Origin of the sequence: Oceanobacillus picturae (genome assembly GCF_000612865.1) — a bacterium.
Lineage (GTDB): Bacteria > Bacillota > Bacilli > Bacillales > Amphibacillaceae > Oceanobacillus_B > Oceanobacillus_B jordanicus.
Genome location: NZ_CCAX010000001.1, coordinates 1832199 through 1855097, shown reverse-complemented (window position 1 = coordinate 1855097; position 22899 = coordinate 1832199). Strand labels below are relative to the sequence as shown.

22 protein-coding genes and 1 riboswitch are annotated in these 22899 nt (G+C 42.2%); of the genes, 20 read left to right on the top strand and 2 right to left on the bottom strand.

Annotation, left to right across the window (positions count from 1 at the left end; all coding sequences use genetic code 11):
* Position 1: 1 nt before the first annotated feature.
* The 15 genes from rpiA (at position 2) to BN988_RS09300 (ending at position 14537) form a co-directional block, all read left to right on the top strand.
* A complete protein-coding gene (gene rpiA / locus BN988_RS09375) occupies positions 2–673 on the top strand; it encodes a ribose-5-phosphate isomerase RpiA (protein WP_390620575.1) in 672 nt (223 codons plus the stop codon).
* A 22-nt stretch (positions 674–695) separates the two neighbouring features.
* Positions 696–1649, top strand: coding sequence for a sugar kinase (locus tag BN988_RS09370; RefSeq protein ID WP_036575541.1), 954 nt, complete (start codon positions 696–698; stop codon positions 1647–1649).
* Positions 1650–1663: 14 nt separating this feature from the next.
* A complete protein-coding gene (gene hxlA / locus BN988_RS09365; protein WP_036575539.1) occupies positions 1664–2287 on the top strand; it encodes a 3-hexulose-6-phosphate synthase in 624 nt (207 codons plus the stop codon).
* A gap of 17 nt (positions 2288–2304) precedes the next feature.
* On the top strand, positions 2305–3282 hold the full coding sequence (locus BN988_RS09360) for a Gfo/Idh/MocA family protein (RefSeq protein WP_036575537.1): 978 nt from the start codon (positions 2305–2307) through the stop codon (positions 3280–3282).
* A gap of 539 nt (positions 3283–3821) precedes the next feature.
* A riboswitch (cobalamin riboswitch) is annotated at positions 3822–4010 on the top strand.
* 273 nt (positions 4011–4283) lie between these two features.
* Complete coding sequence (locus BN988_RS18340) at positions 4284–6329, top strand: DUF4430 domain-containing protein (RefSeq protein WP_051557778.1); 2046 nt, start codon at positions 4284–4286, stop codon at positions 6327–6329.
* Positions 6330–6395: 66 nt separating this feature from the next.
* Entirely contained in the window at positions 6396–7241 is an 846-nt protein-coding gene (locus BN988_RS09345; RefSeq protein WP_036575530.1) for a DUF4430 domain-containing protein, read from the top strand.
* Complete coding sequence (locus tag BN988_RS09340) at positions 7238–8128, top strand: energy-coupling factor transporter transmembrane component T (protein ID WP_036575527.1); 891 nt, start codon at positions 7238–7240, stop codon at positions 8126–8128. Before BN988_RS09345 ends, BN988_RS09340 begins: the two co-directional genes overlap by 4 nt.
* Positions 8101–9741, top strand: coding sequence for an ABC transporter ATP-binding protein (locus BN988_RS09335; RefSeq protein WP_036575524.1), 1641 nt, complete (start codon positions 8101–8103; stop codon positions 9739–9741). The genes BN988_RS09340 and BN988_RS09335 overlap by 28 nt, the downstream gene beginning before the upstream one ends.
* The gene (locus BN988_RS09330) at positions 9717–10400 is read left to right on the top strand and encodes an ECF transporter S component (protein WP_036575521.1); all 684 of its coding nucleotides are present in this window, start codon (positions 9717–9719) and stop codon (positions 10398–10400) included. The genes BN988_RS09335 and BN988_RS09330 overlap by 25 nt, the downstream gene beginning before the upstream one ends.
* 115 nt (positions 10401–10515) lie before the next feature.
* Positions 10516–10833, top strand: coding sequence for a hypothetical protein (locus tag BN988_RS09325; RefSeq protein WP_036575518.1), 318 nt, complete (start codon positions 10516–10518; stop codon positions 10831–10833).
* A 161-nt stretch (positions 10834–10994) separates the two neighbouring features.
* Positions 10995–11336 carry a hypothetical protein gene (locus tag BN988_RS09320; RefSeq protein WP_036575515.1) on the top strand — a complete coding sequence of 114 codons (342 nt, stop codon included), beginning with the start codon at positions 10995–10997 and terminating at the stop codon, positions 11334–11336.
* The gene (locus BN988_RS09315; protein ID WP_036575512.1) at positions 11336–11554 is read left to right on the top strand and encodes a hypothetical protein; all 219 of its coding nucleotides are present in this window, start codon (positions 11336–11338) and stop codon (positions 11552–11554) included. The genes BN988_RS09320 and BN988_RS09315 overlap by 1 nt, the downstream gene beginning before the upstream one ends.
* Positions 11555–11746: 192 nt before the next feature.
* Positions 11747–12301, top strand: coding sequence for a GNAT family N-acetyltransferase (locus BN988_RS09310; protein WP_036575509.1), 555 nt, complete (start codon positions 11747–11749; stop codon positions 12299–12301).
* Between the two features lie 181 nt (positions 12302–12482).
* The gene (locus BN988_RS09305; RefSeq protein WP_036573490.1) at positions 12483–13835 is read left to right on the top strand and encodes a transposase; all 1353 of its coding nucleotides are present in this window, start codon (positions 12483–12485) and stop codon (positions 13833–13835) included.
* Between the two features lie 345 nt (positions 13836–14180).
* Positions 14181–14537: a nucleoside/nucleotide kinase family protein gene (locus tag BN988_RS09300; RefSeq protein ID WP_051557776.1), complete on the top strand. Its 357-nt coding sequence runs from the start codon at positions 14181–14183 to the stop codon at positions 14535–14537.
* A gap of 227 nt (positions 14538–14764) precedes the next feature.
* Here BN988_RS09300 and BN988_RS09295 read toward each other — a convergent pair whose 3' ends face one another.
* Positions 14765–16240 carry a potassium/proton antiporter gene (locus BN988_RS09295; protein ID WP_036575507.1) on the bottom strand — a complete coding sequence of 492 codons (1476 nt, stop codon included), beginning with the start codon at positions 16238–16240 and terminating at the stop codon, positions 14765–14767.
* A gap of 143 nt (positions 16241–16383) precedes the next feature.
* On the opposite strand from BN988_RS09295, the gene BN988_RS09290 reads away from it, so the two are divergent.
* Positions 16384–17208 carry an aldo/keto reductase gene (locus tag BN988_RS09290; RefSeq protein ID WP_036575504.1) on the top strand — a complete coding sequence of 275 codons (825 nt, stop codon included), beginning with the start codon at positions 16384–16386 and terminating at the stop codon, positions 17206–17208.
* 61 nt (positions 17209–17269) lie between these two features.
* On the opposite strand, the gene BN988_RS09285 is transcribed toward BN988_RS09290, so the two are convergent.
* Positions 17270–17743: a divergent PAP2 family protein gene (locus BN988_RS09285; RefSeq protein WP_036575501.1), complete on the bottom strand. Its 474-nt coding sequence runs from the start codon at positions 17741–17743 to the stop codon at positions 17270–17272.
* A 276-nt stretch (positions 17744–18019) separates the two neighbouring features.
* Here BN988_RS09285 and ilvD point away from each other — a divergent pair, with 276 nt between their 5' ends.
* From ilvD to ilvN, 4 genes are all read left to right on the top strand, one after another.
* Positions 18020–19708: a dihydroxy-acid dehydratase gene (gene ilvD / locus BN988_RS09280; RefSeq protein WP_036575498.1), complete on the top strand. Its 1689-nt coding sequence runs from the start codon at positions 18020–18022 to the stop codon at positions 19706–19708.
* A gap of 37 nt (positions 19709–19745) precedes the next feature.
* The gene (locus BN988_RS18855) at positions 19746–19976 is read left to right on the top strand and encodes a hypothetical protein (protein ID WP_147629702.1); all 231 of its coding nucleotides are present in this window, start codon (positions 19746–19748) and stop codon (positions 19974–19976) included.
* A gap of 666 nt (positions 19977–20642) precedes the next feature.
* Positions 20643–22361 carry an acetolactate synthase large subunit gene (gene ilvB, locus BN988_RS09270; protein ID WP_036575491.1) on the top strand — a complete coding sequence of 573 codons (1719 nt, stop codon included), beginning with the start codon at positions 20643–20645 and terminating at the stop codon, positions 22359–22361.
* On the top strand, positions 22358–22876 hold the full coding sequence (gene ilvN, locus BN988_RS09265; RefSeq protein ID WP_036575488.1) for an acetolactate synthase small subunit: 519 nt from the start codon (positions 22358–22360) through the stop codon (positions 22874–22876). The genes ilvB and ilvN overlap by 4 nt, the downstream gene beginning before the upstream one ends.
* Positions 22877–22899 lie beyond the last annotated feature (23 nt).

The window sequence follows — 22899 nt, the reverse complement described above, 5'->3', positions numbered from 1 at the left end:
ATTGGATTCAAATAAAAAAATAGTAGCGGAAAAAGCGGTGGATGAGATTAAGGATGGCATGACAGTGGGACTTGGTTCTGGCTCGACAGTATATTGGATGCTTCAGGCATTGGGAGAGCGGGTAAAGGACGGACTTGAAATAGTAGGTATTCCCACCTCACAGAAAACAGAAAAGCTAGCGAAAGAACTAGGCATTCCTTTAGCAGATTTTTCTTCAGTAGATGGTATTGATCTCGCGATAGATGGGGCAGACGAGGTAGATCCACATCTGAATTTGCTTAAGGGAGGCGGTGGCTCACTAGTTCGGGAGAAAATCGTCGACATTTTAGCAAAGCGACTGATCATTATCGTTGATGAGACAAAGGTTGTGGATTATTTAGGGACGTTCTCCTTGCCAGTTGAAGTCGTACCATTTGGTTGGGAGACGACAAGTAAACGGATAGCGGAATACGGCTGCCTCCCGCGTCGAAGAGAACAAAACGGAGAAGCATTCATTTCAGACAATGGGAATTATATATTAGATTGCGATTTTGAAAGCATTGAAAAGCCTGCCGAACTACATGAAAATCTGAAGAAATTGGTCGGCGTGGTGGAGACAGGACTCTTTATTAACATGGCGGACGTCGTCATGGTCGGCCATGCCGGGATGGTGGACGTGCTAACAAAAGCGTAATGTAAGATGAGGGGGAGAAATAATGAAAAAAGATGTAATAACAATCGGGGAAGCAATGATTGCATTCAATCCATCTTCCACTGGACCGATGAAATTTGTGAACGGCTTTGAAAAAAATATAGGTGGGGCAGAGCTCAACGTAGCAATAGGCTGCTCCCGACTTGGACTCCAAACAGGATTTATCAGCAAGCTCGGAAATGATGAGTTTGGAAAATATATCTACAATTTTGCCAGAGGAGAAGGCATCGACGTATCGCAGATCGGGTTTGTTGATGGCTACCCAACCTCTCTAAACTTTAAAGAAGTAATGGAGGATGGCAATGTACGGACATTTTATTATCGTGATAAATCACCTGTACTAGAAATGGAACCAGAAGATTTAGATGAAAGCTATTTTGAATCAGCACGGGTTCTCCATTTAACAGGAATTTTTCCGGCAATAAATCCAAAGAATATGGCGATTTTTGAGCGGGCAATCGAGTTAGCAAAGAAGCACGATGTACTTGTTTCATTTGATCCAAATATTCGTTTACGGATGTGGTCAAAAGAAGAAGCTCGGGAAACACTTTCAACCATTCTGCCGCATGTCGATATTCTTCTGGCAGGAGATGAAGAAATGGAAATCATCATGGGAGAGAATGACCCAGAAGCGATTATTGAAAAGGTGAAAACACTTGGTATCTCCTACATTGCGGTAAAACAGGGAGATAAAGGTGCAGTTGTTTATCACAATGGCGAACTCATTCACGCACCGGTAGTTAAGGCTTCAAAAGTAGTGGACACCGTTGGAGCGGGCGATGGTTTTGATGCAGGGATGCTTTATGGAATCTTGCAAGATTGGCCTTTAGAGAAAATTGCTACCTTTGCGGCAACGATTGGTTCGATGGTCGTTAGTGTGAAAGGGGATAATGAAGGGCTGCCTTATTATGAAGATGTTCAAGCGAGAATGGGAGAAATTGAACGGATTGAACGCTAGAAAGGATGGGGACGATGAAGCTACAGCTTGCTCTGGATCGTTTAAGCCGAGAGGAATGTTTTCGAATACTGGAAGAAACAAAAGCGTCAGTTGATATTATTGAGGTAGGCACAGGGGTTATTAAAGAATATGGGATGGAGATTGTACGTCAGGTACGGGCAAGGTATCCTGATAAAACAATCGTAGCAGACATGAAAACATGCGATGCGGGCAAACACGAGGCAAAACAGGCGTTTGACGCAGGGGCAGACATTACGACGGTAATGGCATTTTCTGGCGACCTTACGATTACCGATACATTGCGCGTAGCAAAAGAGCATGGAAGTCGGATTATGATTGACCTTCTAGAGGTCGATAAAGCAGAAAGAGTTGAAGAATTGGTTGGTTTAGGCGTCGATTTAGTAAGCTTACATGTCGGCAAGGATAAGCAACAGGAGGGAAGTTTTGATACAGGTCTGTTTGCCCTAGTGAAAGACCATGATATCGAAGTGACAGTAGCAGGTGGAATTAATGCGGATACATTACCTGATATTATAGAAGGAAAACCAAATACTGTCATTGTTGGAAGTGCGATTACCAAGGCAAAAAGCCCGCGTGAAGCAGCAGTCCAACTGAAAGAGCTGTTATCACAAGGATAGGGTAAGGAGCGGTTGGAATGAGAATCGGAACAGTTGGCACAAGCTGGATTACAGAATCCTTTATTGAAGCAATAAAAGAGGTCGATGGAGCAGAGCTATGTGCTGTTCATTCAAGGGCAGAAGTAAAAGCTGAAAACTTTGCCCAAAAACATGGTGCAGCATATTACTATACGGATTTACAGGAAATGGCTAAGAGTGACCATTTGGATTGTGTATATCTTGCATCTCCTAACTCGCTTCATTTTAAGCAGGCTGTGTTATTTCTGGAACAGGGCAAGCATGTGATTTGTGAAAAGCCGATGTTTGCCAGTTTAAAAGAATTTGAGGAAGCTCATCGTGTTGCAGAGGCAAATGGGGTGCGTTTATTCGAGGCAATGCGCAATCTTTATACACCAAACTTTCAAAAGGTAAAAGCAGAGTTGGATGATGTGGGGCAGCTGCGAAATGTGCTCTTTCATCGGATGAAATATTCCTCTCGCTATGATGAGCTACTAGCAGGAAAGGAACCAGCCATTTTTTCAGCAAAATTTGCGGGTGGTGCATTGGTTGACCTAGGTGTCTATCCTATTGCAGTGGCTGTTGCGTTGTTTGGAAAACCGCTTGATGTGCAGTATACTCCAGTCATGCTTTCTAGTGGTGTGGATGGTAGCGGGACCTTAGTGCTAACATATCCTGGGTTTGTGTGCACCATCCTCTGCTCGAAAATTTCTAACTCTCATTTGCAATCGGAAATTCAGGGTGAGGCAGGAACCATTAGCATTGATGATATTGGCGCCTTTTCTAATATCCAGTACAAGCCACGTTCGAAAGGGGGATCTACCTGGAACGGAGCTACTCAGCGGGAAAATGTGATGGCCTATGAACTTGAAGCTTTTTTGGATTGTATGCAGGAAGGTGATTCACCAGCCTATGAAGAAATGAAGGCGATTAGTCGAGAAGTACTTGCCATTACTGAAACAGCACGAAAACAAAGCGGGATTTATTTTGAAGGATGAGCGTGGGAGATAACTAAATCGTTAGTGCAAAAAATAACTTTTTGACCACCGCTTCTGCAGAACATTCCGCTTTCCACGGGCACGGCCTCAGCCTCCTCGTGGAAAGGGTGCCACTCCGGGGTCTTCAGCTCGTGCTCTTCCCGTAGGACAAGAAGAACTTCGGTAGCTTTACTTCGCACGAAGAAAATTGGTTTGGATTTTTGAGGAGTCTCCATGTTCTGCCTACGCTAAAAATCTAAGCAAACAATTTGCAATATAGTTCGGGCGGGGATATTATTACCCCGCTTTTTTTTAATCTATGAAACTCGCGTGGAGATCCGCTAAACTTGCGTGATAAGCAGTTAGAGTCGCGTGAGGGGTAGCTGAACTCGCGTGGGGAGTCGCTGAACTCGCGTGAGAAGCAGCCAAACTCGCGTGACTAACCTCCTAAATCCCACGCCTCCTGCCCAAGTATTCCTTCCAAATTCTCCCCTAATCTATTGCGAATAATCAAAAACGGAAGTTGACTAGTTACCTAGAGTTGATTATCATGAAAGCAATTGAATAGGAAAAAGATGGGTTGGGCTATACCGAGGTATAGCTCATTAAAAGGGAAGTCCGGTGCAATTCCGGTGCGGTCCCGCCACTGTAAATGGGAGTTTTCTATTGCATACCACTGTCACTTGATGGGAAGGTCATAGAAAATGAAGATCATGAGCCAGGAGACCTGCCTGTTTTTTTACACCATTCAAACCTACGCGGATAGGGAGGTGTGTCAGCGGATTTTACAGCTAGAGTTTTGTATACATAATTGTTTAATGCGCTACGTCACGCATGCATCTCTTCGGGAAGAGGTGTATTTTTTTGTACTCTGAGAAAGTATAAAATTTCAACAAGGAAGTAAAGTCGACGTAGTTGAAATTTTGAGGTGCTTTCGTTAAAGGACGAGAGAATACGAGTTTTTTCTAATGAGTTCATAGGGGCGATAGCGACGTTTATCTATAAAATAAGGAGGTTGGCATATGAAGAATAGAATAATAAAATACGCTGCATTTTTACTTAGTTTATTACTCATCGTCGGTAATGTAACATTTATACAACCATTGGCAGTTCATGCTGCAACTATGGATAATGGTGTTACGATAAAGGCAATTGATGAAAACGGTGAAGAAGTGTTTGGATTGACGGCCATAGAAATAGACGAAGGCGACACTGCCTTTGATGTATTACTGGAAGCCGGCGAGAAAAAAGATAAGGAAATACAATATGATGAGTATGATTTCGGAAACTATGTAACTGGCATCGGTAAGGTGCTGGAAACCGATACCCACTCTTGGTCCTTCAATGTGAACGGGAAGGCTGCAGATGTTGGGGCATCCTCTTTCGAAGTAGAGAATGGAGATAATGTTTTATTTGCATTAAGGGATTTGGATGACTTTTCCCCTGAAGTGTCGATAAGTGTGACAGCGACCGACATTAATGATAACGCTATCATTAATAGAGAAGTAGCCGTTGCGACAGGGTCCAGTGCATATGATGCATTGTATCAGGCGGCAGCACAAGAGGGTCTGAGCCTTGATGTTTCCGTAGATGATTCGTTACTAACCTTTATTAACAACGTTGGAGAAACAGATCTTGGGCCGAATGATTATTGGAATGTAGCGGTGGATAATGAGGCACTTTCTACAAGTATTGCTGACCATCCAGTTCAGGAAGGCCAAGAGGTTCAATTGCAGGTTACTACATATGAACCTCCTGAAGAAGTAGATGAAGAGGAAGAAACACCATCAGAGGAAGAAGAAGCTCCAGCTGAAGAAACCGAAGATGAATCCAAAACACCTGCAGATAAGGAAACACCAGCAATCAACGAGAAGCAGGTTCAAGTAAACGTTGATGATATTCTATCATACATGGATGCAGCATCTATTCAGCTAACCAGTGGTAGCGAATGGTGGGTTTGGGGTGTTGCCCATACGAACCGGGAAATCCCTGATAGCTATGTAGAAAGCATTGAAGCATTAGTGAAAGATAACGAGGGAGAATTTCGTAATCTATTTGAACTTGAAAAAATAATTATCGCGCTTAGTGCTGCTGGAAAAGATGCCACTGATATAAATGGCATAAATCTAATCGACAAGCTGGCAACTCACTCTTGGATGGAGGAGGGGGATCCGGCAATCAATGCCGCAATCTATGGATTGCTCGCGATAGATAGTGCGGAATTTGCTGTGTCAGAAGATTTCCGTACCATGCTGATCACAAGTATTTTAGATAAAGAGCTAGAAGATGGAGGCTGGTCTTTCTTTGGAAGTAATCCAAGTCCAGACATTACCGGAATGGCCCTAGCCGCTCTTGCTCCTTATAAAGAGGATCCAAAAGTGAAAACAGCAATTGATCGCGCAGTAACGTATCTAGCAGAAAGTCAGGATGCTGAAGGTGGCTATGATATTGAGTTTAATGGCGGCGATTCTAGTGAGTCTGTTTCACAGGCAATCATTGGATTAGCAGCAGTTGGAGCAGATCCAACATCCCCGTCGTTTACAAAAGAAGGTGGCAACCTCCTGCAGCATTTGCTTAAGTTTAAACAGGAGGATGGCGGATATAGCCACCTACTTGTTGGTGGGTCTACTGATATGTCAACACAGCAGGCATTATTAGCATTTGTCGCCTACCAAAAGCTAGTAAACGGAACTGGTTCGGTTTATCAATTCTCCGCACCAGTTGAAGAAGAACCTCCTAATGAACCTGAACAGCCAGAGGATCCGGAAGATACAGAAAAACCGGAAGCGGATCCTAATCAACCAGGAACAGATGACGAACCAAAGGATGAAGATCCGAAACCTGAAAAGGGAGACAATACTTCAGATAATGGGAAAAACAATGAAACAAATGAGCATGTAAAACAGCTTGAAAACGCGGGTGATAAACAAACAAATGCATCTGGTGAAAAACTGCCGAATACATCAACGAATACATTTAACTTCCTAGCAAGTGGTTTAGTGCTTCTGCTTATTGGAGGAGCCATTTTCTTGATGTGGAGAAAGCGTCAAGCAAACGAAAGTATGTAAGACAAAAGATCGGGTAATCGATGAATGGTTACCCGATTGTATGTTTAGCCAAGGAGGGAAAAACGCATGAGAAGATATACGAGTCTGTTGTTCATGATTGGTCTTATCGTTTTCATTGCTTTTGGCTGTGCAAAGGATGAAGTAACCCCTGCTAATGGTGAGCAACCTGTAGCAGCTGCTGAAATACCAGAAAAGGAAATCATGCTTCAGGAAAAACAACCAGTAGGAACAGACAAAGCGAAGCAGGAAACCGAGCAAAAAGAGGAAAAGACATCGAAACAAACGAACGCTAATTCCTCCGAAGAAAATTCGAATCAGGAAGAGAAACATGATAGCGGTTCAAGTAGCACAGATACCAACGCAAACTCCAGTTCAACGTCCAACAAGGCAGAAGCACCTGCTGCTCAGAAAGAAGAGCCTCTTACAGAGAAACAGCAGGATAGCAATACAAAAGAAGAAACGAAAAAAACGAAGCAGAATGAGACACCAACAAAATCCGAAGAGAAACCAGATAAAAGCAAGGGAAAAGTGGAAAAGCAGGATCCCCCCAAGAAGCCAGAAGAACCATCCTCCTATGTCACGTTCTCCGTTGACGCACGGGATATAAAAGGTCAAATTGTTCCGCAAACAAGGGTGGAACGGAAGGAAGGGGATACCATACTTGATATTACACGAAGGGTCTTAAAGCAGAGGGGGATCCAATTTAGCGTAACGGGTTCTAACTCCACTGCATATGTTCAAGGTATTGATAACTTGTATGAATTCGATGAAGGGCAAAATAGTGGGTGGATGGTCCGTCTTGATGGCGCGCTGATTAAACAGAGTGCCGGGGCAACCCCTGTACAGGATGGCCAAGTAATTTACTGGTTTTATACCACAAATTATCTGGAAGAAAGTGGGGTGGAAGGATGAGCACAAGGGGTGTTCGGTCCTTTCATCCAGCTGTGATGCTTGCCTATTATGTTGTTGTCATAATTGGTTTCATGCTCTCTCAACATCCTGTGTTTTTGGCAGTAGGCGTAGGATTTCTACTTGTCTTTCATTTTCTTATAGATAAAGGAAAGCAATTGAAAACCTGGTCAACTATGATTTTTACATTGGCAATATTTATTCTTGTATTAACCCCGGTATTTAACCGGAGAGGAAATCATATTTTATTTTATTTATTTGGCAATCAAGTCATGCTTGAGGCGATCATACAAGGGATTATGCTGGCGTTAACCATAGTAGGTATCTTGCTAGCGTTTATAAGTCTGAATCAAATCATTAGCCAAGACCGGTTCTTATACTTATTTGCTCGCATTTCCCCGCAATGGGCGCTGTTAAGTATGCTTGCTGTCCGTTTTGTACCATTGTTAAAAAAACGCTTAAAGGAAATAGAAGAGATACAGAAGGTAAGGGGATTCTCTGTTACAAAAGGGAGCATAAAAGAGCGAGGAAAAAACGGCATGTTATTTTTACAGGCCTTGTTAACAGGCTCACTTGAGCAATCCATCCAATCGGCTGATTCCATGTCAGCAAGAGGATATGGCCAACAAAAACGCACCCAATACCAAGCCTTTACCATGAAGAACAAGGATTGGTACGCATTGGCATTTATCCTGGTAACAGGATCTTGCATGGTTTATGGATGGTGGCTTGAAGATAGTGTCCTGTCTCTATTGCCTGTTCTTGAGACATCCCAACTTGAACAGAGAGAATGGCTCTTTATCGCCAACTGGTCCCTGTTACTCGCTTTTCCGCTGTGGTTAGAAGGGAAGGAAGTAGCAAAATGGAAATTTTATCTGCAAAAAACATAAGTTTTACCTATCCACTGGAAGAAAATCCAGCATTAAAAGAAGTGGATTTTCATGTACATAAAGGAGAGTTTGTGGTCCTTTGCGGTGCATCTGGAAGTGGCAAATCGACTCTGCTTCACCTTGTGAAACAAGAAATAGCGCCACATGGAAAGCTGGAGGGAAGCATTTTTTATAATGGAACTCAGCTTGAGAAGCACGACACGCCACCAGATGACATTGGCATTGTTTTTCAAGACCCGGAAAATCAAATCGTAATGGATAATGTTATGGAAGAGCTGTTATTTGGTATGGAAAATAAAGGATATCAGACGGAAGATATGCGCAAAAAAGTTGCCGAGATGACGCACTACTTTGGACTAACTCACCTGCTTGATAAAAAAACAAGTGAGCTTTCAGGAGGGGAAAAGCAAAAAGTGAATTTGGTGTCCGTCCTTTTATTGGAACCAGACCTCTTATTGCTTGATGAACCTACAGCACAGTTAGACCCAATTGCAGCCAAAGAGTTTATCCAAACGTTAACGCAGTTAAACCGTGAATTTGGCATCACTATTTTAATGGTGGAGCATCGCCTAGAAGAACTATTTGCTGCAGCCGACAGGGTCCTTGTTTTAGAAGGAGGGGTAAAGAAGGTAGATGCTCCGCCCCGTGAAGCTGTCGCAATGTTGCATGCACATCCTATTTTAAATTATTTTTTACCAAGTGCTTCTAGATTGTTTCTACACTTTCAACCAGAGGTAGATCTAGAAAGTATCCCTGTTAATGTAAAGGAAGGTAGAGATTGGCTTTTGGCAAACAACATAACAGCTGATTCGGATATGGAAGTAGAGCAAGAGGCCACTCCTTTATTTACTCTAAAGGAAATCGATTTTCAATATAACAAAGACACAGCACCTGTTCTACATAATCTGTCCCTTTCTGTGAACAAAGGAGAATTGCTCGCTATTCTCGGGGCAAATGGTACGGGAAAATCAACGTTACTTAAAGTCATGGCCGGCATTCTACGACCTCAACATGGAAAAGTGCTTTATGACGGAAAAAAACAGAAAAAGCACGAGAAAATGGCTATTCGTTATTTACCGCAAAATCCCGCCCTTTATTTCCTTGAGGATACGCTAATGGCGGAATACAGACAGATTGTAAAGAAACACCCAGTTGAGAATGGAGAAGCGATGATACATACACTGCTAGATACATTTGGCCTTAAAGGCTTTGCGGAAAGACATCCTGCTGATTTAAGTGGTGGTGAATTACAAAAAGCAGCTTTACTTGGCACCCTGCTCGAGGATCCAAAGATCTTGTTAATTGATGAGCCGACAAAAGGCCTTGATCCTTACTCGAAAAGAGTGCTTGGAACATTACTAGGGGATCTTAGGAAGCAGGGGCTGACCATTGTGATGGTGACCCATGATGTTGAATTCGCAGCAAATTATGCAACGCGTTCTAGCATGCTTTTTCAGGGGGATGTTTCGGTTGTAGAGGGTACCAGAGCCTTCTTTAAGGGAAATACCTATTACACAACGGTAATGAATCGAATGACCAGAAAATCCGCAGCACCGCTAGCTGTAACATTAGAGGAGGCAAAAGAGAATTGGCGCGTTCAAAGAAAACCTTAATTATCCTAAGTGTCGCTGTATTGCTTTTGCTCTGTTGTTTTCCCTTAATCATTTCAGAACATTATATGATCGTTAGTCTGCTTATCATGGGCATTTCCTTTGTACCCTTTATGTACCGTTTTTCTAAACAGAAATTGACGAGCAGAGAGCTTGTCATGCTTGCGATCCTTGGAGCGATTGCAGCGGTGAGTCGGGTGCCATTTGCTTCATTACCCAGTGTTCAGCCAACCACATTCGTCATCATTGCTGTAGCGATTGTCTTGGGCCCGCAAAGTGGGTTTGTTATTGGTGTGTTGGCAGCAATTGTTTCCAACCTTTTCTTAGGCCAGGGCCCGTGGACGCCTTGGCAAATGTATGCTTGGGGCATGATTGGATTGACCGCAGGACTGTTGCGCAACACGCTGTTTATGAAACATTTGCTAGGTAGATGTGTGTACGGATTTGGGGTCGGTTTTCTATTTGGCTGGTTTATGAATCTTTGGTTCGTCGTAAGCATGATCAACCAAATAAGCTGGACAGAGATTCTTTTATATTACAGTGCGAGTTTTTATTTTGATTTGGCCCATGCCCTTTCAAATGTATTTTTCTTGCTTCTATTCAGCAATGCCTGGATTAAAATCATAAAACGTTTTAAGACCAAATACGGTTTATTCGAATAAAGTGCAGCTCCATTAAATGGTGATTTTACTACCAGGTAAGATGGATAACCATGTATGTTTTTTAACTGTCCGGCAATAACTAAGGGTAACCGAATCTTTAAAAAGGGCTGATGATATGTGGAAGCGTGGCATGATGCTGGCTGGGATTTTCTTCATCCTCCTAAGTGGAGAAATTTCCTATGCAAAAGTTGATGGTGGAACAGTAATCCCAGAAGAGGAAAAGGAACACAATTGGCAAGTGCAGGATACATATACAGAAAAGGTAGACGGGGGCGAGCATGAATTCACCTATTGGAAGAATTTTATGCGTCATACGCGCACCTGTCAGATCATCCACCATATCAAAGTGGTCGTATATTATTGCGATGTCCATGATGAAACAAAGACAGAAAGCACGTTAATTAAAACAGAACATAGTGGAAGGCATAAATAAGCTTACAAGCAAGGGAGGCAGCATACGACTGCTTCCTTTTTTGTTTTATGGGAAAAATTTAGCCTCAAGAAGCTTGTGTATAACCAATTGTTAATTTTCAAACAAATACAAATTATGGTATGATAAGGGTAAAAATAACAGCAAATTTAAGGGGGATTTTTATGTGGGAGACGCTGCTACCTTGGTTTACGGTCTTGTATTTTCTTTTTTTCCTGATAACAATTGTGATGGCAATATGGAGTATTAGAAGAAAACGACTGGAAGACTTAGCCTATCCTGCATTGGCCATGACATTTATCACCCCTATTGCAACGTTGTTTTATCTCATTGGGAGACCTGAAGGGTCAAATGAGTTGGAGTACTTCTTGCAAAACGTAGTGAAAGGTGACGTCATGGCAATTTTTGTACTTGCACTTTATGGTTACTTGATCTTTTGGTGGGTGGTAATGACAATGAAGTGGAAATCCTCGAAAGCAGTAAATATCAACAAGGAGGCCAACTAATGGAGGTTGCAGCAAATCAAACAGATTGTATATGTGTTGTGTTTGTTTTTCAAAAAACAGAACAGACCGAAGAAGTGCATCTTAATTCTGCTCAATTAACAGCTTTACTAAACGCAAAACAGGTCTGGATTGAAAGATTTAGTTCCAACCTAAAAATAGAAAGTACTGTCTGGTCCTATGGTAATAATAAAGTTTCTTTCCAAATCTATTTGAAGTAGTAGAGGTTGTTCAAAAAATTCGGTTAAAATGACGCATCGAATTTCTTCGTTGGCTTGCTTTTCCGTTCCTCACGTATTAATTACATACGTTCCGGTACTCAAAGCTACACCGCCTCGAACTTCTCGGTCCTTTTTATCCTCTTTTTTGAACACGCACTATAAGTAAAAAAGATTCACTGAGGGGGATTATCCATGCTTTACAATCAAGCGTTGCGGACGATTACGACAGAGAGGCTTGTGCTAAGGTTGTTTGAACAGACTGATGCAGAAGTGGTAGCAAAGCTATGTAATAACATAAACATTTACCAAAATACATTATATCTTCCATATCCGTATTCTATAGAAGACGCGTTAGCTTGGATGGAACCCCATCTTGACCGTATTGTGGCGGATAAATCCTATGAGTTTGCTGTTACAGATAAGGAAAGTGGGAAGTTATATGGCGCGATTGCACTCTCAAACCATTACGTACACAAAAATGGGGAAGTGGCCTACTGGATTGGGGAGCCTTTCTGGGGAAAGGGGTACGCAACAGAGGCTGCGCAAGCTATCATCCAATTTGCCTTTGAGGAAAAACACTATCATAAAGTATTTGCACGTTACTTCGGGACAAATCCGGCGTCTGGAAGAGTGTTGCAAAAAGTAGGGATGAAACAGGAAGGAATACTGAAAGACCATGTAAGAAAAGAAGACCGTTATGAAGATCTTGTTTATTCTGGGATTATTCATGAAGGAGAGAAAGCCTAAAAAGAATTAATAATGGAGGGCTGTGTATGTTAACGATAATATTTATTTTAATGAATGAATTTCATAATTATTAATCCTTCTGTCTCAACGCTTTTGAGAGACAAAAAAAGAAGTACCTCCCCAAATCTTGTATAATGGTAGTTGACTATAAAACCATAAAAAGACTGAAGGAGCACTTCTTATGACTATTATACGACAAACAAGCTTATTTGGCATCCAAGAATTATACAAGATGGAACCTACCCAACGGTATGATTCAATTATATCCGAGATAGACGTGGATCGAATCTTCCATGAAGTGAATAAAAAATCACGACGTGGCGCTCCTGTGGAGCTTAATTATGCAGCGATGATTATCAGCTCTTTCATTCGCATAGTTGAACGTATTCCAACGATTAAAGATTTGGTGAAACGCCTGAATGATGATTTTGTTTTTAAATTGAACTGTGGTTTTCTTGTCTCGGACGAGACACCTTCCGAAGCTGCCTATTCTCGCCTGCTGACGAAACTTAGTGACTCTAGCGTTCTAGAAGAAGAACAGAAAAAAGTAGTCCTACAAGCCATTGTGGAAGGCTTTATTAGTGACAACACCGTCGCCATTGATGCCACTCACTTCGAAGCACGTGATCAAGCACCACCCAAAGAAGATAAGCCCAAAACAGAACCTAAAAAACGTGGACGCAAACCCAAGGAAGAACGGGAACAATGGTTACTTGAACAGGCTGAAATAGAAGCAAACTTGCCTCTTTATGAAAAGAAAATAGAAGCGCAATTAGACGTACCTTTAACCGACTTACGGGCTGAAGTCCCCCAAGCCCCAAAATGGGGCATAAAAAAGAACAGTGAAGGAAAAAATGTTTTCTGGTACGGCTACAAGGGCCATTTAGCTGTTGGGACATCTAGTCAATATATTTTACAGTCACTCTTTTCGTCAGGAAGTTTGAATGACGGAAAAGCTGCCATTCCCTTATTAAAAGGGGTGAAGGAACTAGCTCTTTCTTCTTTGCGCTACCAAACAATGGATGCGGGTTACGACTATGAACCTATTTATGAACAAGTACATCGAATGGGGAATCAGTCTATCATTGCCTATAATAAGAAAAATGAAAGGGAACCAATTGGCTTTGATAAATACTTTGCCCCAACTTGTTTTCGTGAGCATTCTTACCGTTACGATAGCTTTGATGCCAACTATGAAACGCTGAAATTCACGAGGCCAAAGGAGTGCAGTAGCTGTCCTTTAGCTAACGAAGGCATCTGTCAAAAGGTATATAAAGTAAAGATAACGCAAGACCTCAGAAGATACACAGCGCCAGCTCGTGGATCTAAAGCCTGGAGAACAATCTTTAAACGTCGTACAGCTGTTGAGCGCGTAAACGCATATCTTAAGGAGTTTTTTCAACTTAATAATGTTCGTTATCGTACCGGAAAGCGCGCCAAGGTTCATTTTGATATGATCACGCTTATTTACAATGCTTCAAAATTAGCTGCAGACCGTATGAATGCACGATTAAACCAACATAAAACTGCATGATTCCTGTTTTTAAGAATACAAGATCAGAATTCGGCTCGTCTTTGTATTTTTAAAAAGAGCAATTATGAAATTGACTCTATCACATTAAAATTCACCTGGGGAATAGAAGGGAAAAGTAAACAAGGACAAGAAATCTTAAAGAAATCTTCTCATGCGATAGTACCGATTTTTCCAATTGGCTGGTTACTGTTGGAGATTGCGCACTCTATTTTCGATATTTCTTATTCATTTTACCGTGACTCTTTATGGATCTTGGTCGGACTTTATTTTATTGTCCAGGGAGCTGTGATCTATTTTTACAAAATTAAAGGGCTTCAGCCGAAAGAGGTTGAGGAGTAGAATGCTATGAATAATCGAATGAAACCACAAGTTATCGCTATTGCAGGAGTTTCAGGTGGCGGCAAAACAACGATCGCTAAATACTTACATAGAAAATTAAAAAATTCTAGAATACACTTTTTCGATGATTATGATTTTGACGGTGTGGACGATATAATTGATTGGGTAAATAAAGGAGCAGATTATGAAAGTTGGGATTTATCTCCTTTAATTAAAGACGTAGACAAGTTAAGACATGAACCTCTAAATTACATTGTACTCGATTACCCTTTTGCTTATAAAAATGCAAAAATGAGTGCAATAGCGAATATGCAGCAGAGATTATTGATTCAGATTTCCAAATTGAAGATTTTGAGCAGGTAAGCAAATATAAAAATTTCTACACTAATTTACCAAGTCTTGTTGAATTTATAGAAAAATAGAAACCAAAAAACGCAGGATGTTGGAATCTCTGCGTTTTCTTATTCGTTTTGGAGTATAATTGTCGTATTTTCAACATTGGTTTCATGGTTCTATTTCGTCAGGATCTGCATTTACTTAGAAAAATATAGCTAGCACGCGCTTCACATGCCAGTTCCTGCTCCCCATTTTTACTCTTCTTCAGCTTCGAAAATTTCCTCTACCGCCTTCATTTCATCATCCTGCAAAAGCATATACAATGTATCACCAGTTTTTAAGGTTAAGCTCCCGCTTGGTGGAACCGTATTCCCCTCTCGAAGAATCAACGTGATATTGACTGTTTCAGGCAAATGTAAGTCCTTTATTTTCTTGTCTGTAGCATTACTGTGTTCCGTTATTTGGTATTCAGCCACTTCAAGCTCTGTTTTCCCAACAGACAAGAGATCCATTGTGTAGATCGGATTCGTATTGGGAGTTGACACAAGTCCTAGCTTTGACGCAACTTTAGGAATGGTAGTCCCTTGAATAAGTGTGGATGTCAGCACAACAAAGAAAACAATATTAAAGTACAAGGAACTGTTTTCCAGATCTGCAAGTAAAGGAAAAAGCGCAAGTACGATTGGTACTGCTCCGCGCAGGCCAGACCAGGATAAGAAAAGTTTCTCTTTGAATTTAAACTTCATTCCTGTAACAGAGAGGAAGGCGGCTACGGGCCGGGCAATGAACATTAAAATCAAGGACAGAAATAGCCCTTTTACCATAATACTAAAGCTGAATACATCACTTGGTGCAACGAACAACCCTAGTATGACGAACAATCCAATTTGGGCAATCCAGCTAAAGCCCTCATTAAATCGCAAAATCGGACTTCGTTGTTTTAGTTGCGAATTTCCAATGACAAGAGCGGTTACGTAAACGGCAAGTAAACCACTCGCATTCAAAAGGGAACCGATACTGTATGCTAAATATGCAAAGGATATGGCGAGTAATGGGTATAGTCCACTCGAGGATAGTTTGATCCGGTAAAGAGATTTGCTGGCAATTTTCCCAATTAACAGACCAATGAGCAAGCCTCCGCCCATCTGCAAAATAAATTGCCCAATAAACTCCAGAAGCCCCGTTCCTTCTTGGTTCACAACTGAAATTAAAGCTGTAGTAAGGAAAACTGCCATGGGGTCATTGGCGCCAGATTCCCCTTCCAAAGTAGCTTCCAATCGATTGGAAATATTTTTACCTGCAAGCATGGCGAATACGGCTGCAGCATCGGTAGAGCCAACAAGTGCACCCATTAGAAATGCTTCGGCCCAGTTTAAATCAAATAGAAAATAAGCTGCCACCCCAACCAGGGCACTTGTTAGTAGCACACCAACTGTGGCAAGGGATATAGCAGGTGCAGCCACAGGTCGAATCGTTTTCCACTGTGTCTGCATCCCACCATCAAACAAGATAATGACGAGGGCCATCATCCCGACAAGCTGTGCAATTTCTGGGTTACTAAAATTTATAATTCCGAGTATGTCACTGCCGGCAATCATCCCAAATAAAATAAAAAACAGAAGAGATGGAGCATTTACTTTAACGGAAAATTGTACCGCCAGAATACTGCAAATTAATAAAAGTGAAACGATAAGTATAAATAAATTTGAATTGTAGATTTCCTGTATCATAGCTCTCTCCATGTTCTATGTTGTTTTAATAACTTATTTATACCCTTTTTCATCTGAATTGACACTTCGCTAAAGGTTTGCGATTTTCTGACTAGTTCTTATACAATGAAGGTAGAATACTACAATCTTCGAGGAGGATATGCATGATCACAAGCTTGCAGGATACCGTAACATTGAACAATGGTGTAAAGATGCCGGGATTTGGCCTTGGTGTATACAAAGTAGAGGACGGGAAAACCGTGGTCGATGCTGTGAAGGCGGCATTGCAGCATGGATATCGTAGTATTGATACAGCGTCCTATTATGAAAATGAAGAAGGCGTTGGTCAGGCAATAAGAGAATCTGGTGTACCGAGAGAGGAAATTTTTGTTACATCAAAAGTTTGGAATGATGAACAAGGCTATCATGAAACGAAGCAAGCCTTTGAGAGAAGCCTGCAGAAACTTGGTTTAGATTACCTGGATTTATACCTAATTCATTGGCCAGTTAGAGATCTCTACACTGATACCTGGAGAGCGATGGAGGAATTGTGTAACGAGGGGAAAGTGCGCGCGATTGGTGTGAGTAATTTTCATCAACAACATCTCGAACACTTACTAGAAAATGCAACAATAAAACCTGTTGTAAACCAAGTCGAATACCATCCGCACCTTACACAGACAGCCCTTCAGTCGTATTGTAAAAAAGAAGCGATTCAACTGGAATCATGGGCACCGTTAAAACGAGGACGTTTGCTTGAAGATCCAACTCTTGCGAAGATTGGGCATAAGTATGGGAAGACTCCAGCACAGGTTATTTTACGCTGGGACATTCAACACGACATTATTACCATTCCTAAATCAACGAATCCAGAACGAATTGTAGCTAATGCAGACGTGTTTGACTTTTCGTTGACTGATGAGGAAATGCGTCTCATTGATGCGATGGATTGCAATGATCGAACAGGGAAAAACCCGGACGACATCTAATTTTTAAGCTTAAAAGAGCAGCGTACATCTGGTGAATCCTAAAGATGTGCCCCTGCTCTTTTTATGCCTTTTTCTTTCCACTTTCCAAAAGGTAACTTAGTGCCCCAAGAGCTACCCCTAACACAGCACCGCCAACAACTTCAATAGGCATATGACCCAACATCTCTTTCAGTTCTTTTTCCTGTTTTTTGTAATTGATATCTGGATGTTTGTCAGCGAAATGCTCTACTTGCTCGTATAAATCATTTACGGCAATTGCTGTTTGCCCAGCTTGCCAGCGGATACCCATTGCGTCATACATGACGATTAGTCCAAAGATACTGCAGATCCCAAAATCCATCGAAGAAACCCCATTCTTCATGCCCACATATGTAGTAAGAGAAGTAACAGCAGATGAATGGGAACTAGGCATGTCACCGGATCCAAACGTTTTTTTCCAATCCCATTGTCCTGTCTCCACATAGTGAAGAGGGACTTTTAAAAATTGAGCAGTTCCAATACCTAATAAAGCAGTCGTCAATCCACGATTTAACATAAACTCACCTCCATCTTAAGTTGGACAGTAGAAGAATATTTATTCATGAATTCTAAGTCGAATCATGTCTGAAATGTTTAAAAGCCATTCGATTTTCTTCGATGTCCATAATTTGTTTTCCCGAAATTTATTAGAAAATAACCTGCTGACAAAATCCTATCTCTAATGCGTTTTATTTCTATCACCAAAAAATTCTCTATCACGAAAAACAAAAAATACATTGAACTATTAGAAAATTAGGCATATAATGTTTCGAAAGAAAGGTAGGGATACTAGATGGATAAAGATTTGCGAATTAAAAGTCAAGTTTTCAGTGAAGGACCGATGAAAGCACCAAATAGAGCAATGCTTCGTGCGGTTGGTGTGACCGAAGAGGATTTCAAGAAGCCGATGATTGGGATTGCGAGTACATGGAGCGAGGTCACGCCTTGTAATATACATATTGATGATTTAGCGCTGAGCAGTAAAAAAGGTGCTCGGGATGCTGGCGGGGTTCCGCTCATTTTCAACACCATCACGGTTTCGGATGGGATTTCCATGGGAACGCAGGGGATGCGGTATTCCCTACCGAGCCGGGATGTCATTGCCGACTCAATTGAAACAGTTGTAGGAGCAGAGAACTTGGATGGTTTCGTGGCGATTGGAGCATGTGATAAAAATATCCCTGGCTGTATGATCGCAATTGCCAATGCTGAGGTACCAGCCGTTTTTGTATATGGAGGTACGATTGCACCAGGTCGACATAATGACAAGGATATTGACATTGTCTCCGTGTTTGAAGGCGTCGGGAAGCATAATAATAACGCGATTGATGACAAAGAATTAACTTCTATCGAGTGTAATGCATGCCCAGGTGCGGGTGCGTGTGGCGGGATGTATACTGCCAACACGATGGCTTCGGCAGTAGAAGCAATGGGGATGAGTCTTCCGGGAAGTTCCTCCAACCCAGCAGAGTCCGCTGAAAAGCATGCAGATTGCGCAGATGCTGGACAAGCAGTCTATCATTTGCTTGAAAAAGGAATCTATCCAAAAGATATTATGACAAAAGAAGCATTTGAGAATGCAATCACTGTCGTTATGGCGTTAGGTGGCTCCACGAATGCAATTCTCCATTTGCTTTCCATTGCGCATGCGATTAAAGTAGATTTGACTATTGATGATTTTAATAGAATTCAAGAAAAGACCCCACATCTTGCTGATTTAAGACCGAGTGGGAAATATGTCATGCAGGACCTGCACAGAGTTGGCGGAGTACAAGCTGTCATGAAGTTGTTGCATGAAAATGGCTACTTGCATGGGGACTGTCTAACTGTTACCGGAAAAACAATTGCCGAAAATTTAGAGGACGCACCATCGTTGTCTGAAGGCCAAGAGGTTATTATGCCGTTTAGTAACCCGAAAAGGGCAGATGGTCCGCTCATCGTACTCAAAGGGAATCTGTCCCCAAGCGGAGCTGTAGCGAAGGTTTCTGGTGTGAAGGTTAACCGACATACAGGGCCAGCACGTGTTTTTGATACAGAAAAAGAAGCGACAGCAGCAGTAATGGATAACCAAATTAACGAAGGGGATGTATTGGTAATCCGCTATGTTGGACCAAAAGGTGGGCCAGGCATGCCTGAAATGCTTTCGATTTCTGCTATCCTGGTCGGAAAAGGGCTTGGAGAAAAAGTAGCACTGCTTACAGACGGTAGATTTTCCGGCGGAACTCATGGACTTGTCGTAGGACATATTTCACCTGAAGCCCAGGCTGGTGGCCCGATCGCATTCCTCAAGGAAGGCGACATTGTCACGATCGATTCTAATAAAAAAGAAATTAGCATGGAAGTAAGTGCTGAAGAACTTGAAGAACGCAAGAACAATTGGACAGCACCCCCATTGTACAAGCGAGGAATTCTTGGGAAGTATGCCCATAATGTTTCCTGCTCTTCCAAAGGTGCCGTTACCGATTTTTTAGATAAAGAATAATCTAGCATCTCCTCCCGCACACTTGGGAGGAGATTTTTTGGTAGAGGAGCGCCGCAACATCGCCCGAGAGCGTGTCAATATCAGCCGAGAGCGTCGCAACATCAGCCGAGAGCGTGTCAACATCGGCCAAGAGCGCCGCAACATCGCCCGAGAGCGTGTCAATATCAGCCGAGAGCGCCACAACATCGACCGCGCTCACACCAATCTTTCACCGCATACAGGCCCCTTCGATAAAATAAGTTCACCTAACCGATATATCACTATATAAAAATAAATAACCCCAAATAACGGCAATAAATCGAAAAATCAACAACTGCGATATATTAATTAAACAAAATTTAAATTTTAACCGCAAACACAATAATCTAACTAATATATCGCAATGTAATGTAATTGTAACATTTCAGAGGTTTCCCTACCTGGCAAGCATGAAAGCGCATTCAAATTAACTGAGTTATCTAAAGAAATAAAAAACTTCAAAAAAGCTGTTGACTGTTGATTTAAAACGGTATATGATTATCCGCAATATCAAATATTCAAACTTTATTGAACAAAGCAATAAATTGACTATCAACTTTTAAACAACACAAAACTATAGGTTAACTCGATGACGGGAGCAAAGGAACAAACGCAATGTATTCACAGAGAGCTGGGGTTGCTGGAAGCCCAGAAGTACATTTTGTTCTGACATCTTCCCTGAGTGCCACGTTGAACGGCGAATGCCAAGTAGGCGTGGTCAGGTACAGAGTATGTGCCTGTTATCAAGGAGACTGAAGATCAGTCTCATAAGGTAGTATTCGTGAGGATGCTATAAAACCTGGGTGGTACCGTGAAAAGATGGCTCTTTTCTCCCCAATAATTCTGCTGATTTGCGCAGTTTTAGGGGAGAGAAGGGCCTTTTTGATAGTAAAGCAAATGGGGGAGGCATGTAGTAGTGAAACTTGATGTAAAACAGGAACCGAAAAGTGAAACTGAATTTATGACAGGTGCAGATTTGTTCATTCAGACTTTGGTTGATGAACAAGTGGACACCATATTCGGATATCCTGGCGGGGCTGTTCTGCCAATCTATGATGCGGTGTACAGAAGTAAGGCAGCTTTTAAACACGTTCTTTCCCGGCATGAGCAGGGATCCATTCATGCAGCGGAAGGATACGCGAGAGTAACAGGGAGACCAGGTGTTGTGATCGCAACTTCCGGACCTGGCGCAACAAATCTTATTACAGGAATTACGGATGCCATGATGGATTCTTTACCACTCGTTATTTTTACCGGACAGGTGGCCAGTGGTGTTATTGGAACGGATGCATTTCAGGAGGCAGATGTACTGGGAATTACGACACCCATAACGAAATATAACTACCAAGTGAAAACGATCGAGGAATTACCACGAGTTGTCAAAGAAGCGTTTCATATCGCTTCTACTGGCCGTCCAGGTCCTGTAGTAGTAGATATCCCAAAAAATATATCAGCTGAAGTAACCGGTGGGTCTTACCCGAACACTTTTTCACTGCCAGGTTACCAGCCGAATGTGAATCCGAATCCTTTACAAATTACGAAGCTAGCGGAGGCTTTAAGCCATGCTAAAAAGCCGCTCATCCTAGCGGGAGCAGGGGTACTCTTTTCAAAAGCTTCAGCAGAATTAAAGGAATTTGCTGAAAAATACGAGCTACCTGTTGCCAATACATTACTCGGTTTGGGAAGCTTTCCAGGCTCCCACCCCCAAATGCTCGGAATGGCCGGGATGCATGGAACCTATGCAGCAAACATGGCTTTGTATGAATGTGATGTATTGCTAAACATTGGAGCACGATTTGATGACCGACTGACTGGGAATTTACAGCATTTCGCTCCACATGCCAAGGTTGCCCATATTGACATTGACCCAGCTGAAATCGGCAAAAATATTCCAACTGCTATCCCAGTTGTAGCGGATGCCAAGGCTGCACTACAAGCATTATTAACAAAGGACATTAAAACAGACCATGAAGACTGGCAAAAAGGATTGCAGCACAACAAACTGACATTTCCACTCTGGTATGACCGTTCAGATGAGTTGCTTTCTCCGCAGTGGCTCATTAATCAAATCCACCAGATTTCGGAAGGGGATGCAATCATTACAACAGATGTGGGACAGCATCAAATGTGGACGGCACAATATTATTCCTTCGATAAGCCGAATAAATGGGTCACATCAGGTGGACTTGGGACGATGGGATTTGGTTTTCCAGCAGCAATTGGCGCACAGCTCGGTGCCCCTGAAGAGTTGGTTGTAGCAGTGGTAGGAGATGGTGGCTTTCAAATGACCTTACAGGAGCTTTCCGTCTTGAAGGAACAGCAGCTGCCAGTAAAAGTCATCATTGTAAACAACCAGGCATTAGGGATGGTAAGACAGTGGCAGGAAAGCTTTTACGAGGAACGTTACTCAGAATCACTTTTCATCGAGAATCCTGACTTTGTAAAACTTGCGGAAAGCTACGGGATCAAAGGTGTACGAATAGAAAAGGAGACAGACGCACCCGAGATGCTAGAAGAGGTTTTCTCCTATAACGGGCCAGTAGTGGTTGATTGTCGGGTTGTCCAAAAGGAATGTGTCTATCCGATGATTGCACCAGGAAAAGGGCTCCATGAAATGATTGGGGTGAAGAGATGAAGCGCATCATTACAGCCACTGTGCAAGACCGGAGCGGGGTGCTAAACCGCATTACCGGCATGCTGCATAAACGGCAATTCAATATTGACAGTATCTCAGTTGGGAAATCAGAAACAGAGGGCATTTCGAAAATGACGTTTGTCGTTGAGGTAAGTGATCACCAAAACCTCGAACAACTGACAAAACAGCTGAACAAACAAATTGATGTGATCAAAGTATCAGACATTACCGACAAGGCGATTGTTGCCAGAGAGCTTGCCCTCATCAAAGTAGGAAGCAATGGGCATCAGCGGGCTGAAATTCAAGGGATTATCTCCCCGTTTCGAGCCTCGGTAATTGATGTAAGCAAGGAAAGTATGACCATACAGGTGACGGGTAAACCAGACAAAGTGGAAGCACTTATTGAGCTGCTCCATCCATACGGCATTAAAGAGTTGACCAAAACAGGCGTCACCGCATTCTTAAGAGGACATCAACCTAAAACTGTTACAGATTTACATGCCACACCACTATAAAGTGATACGTCATTTGGTGGATT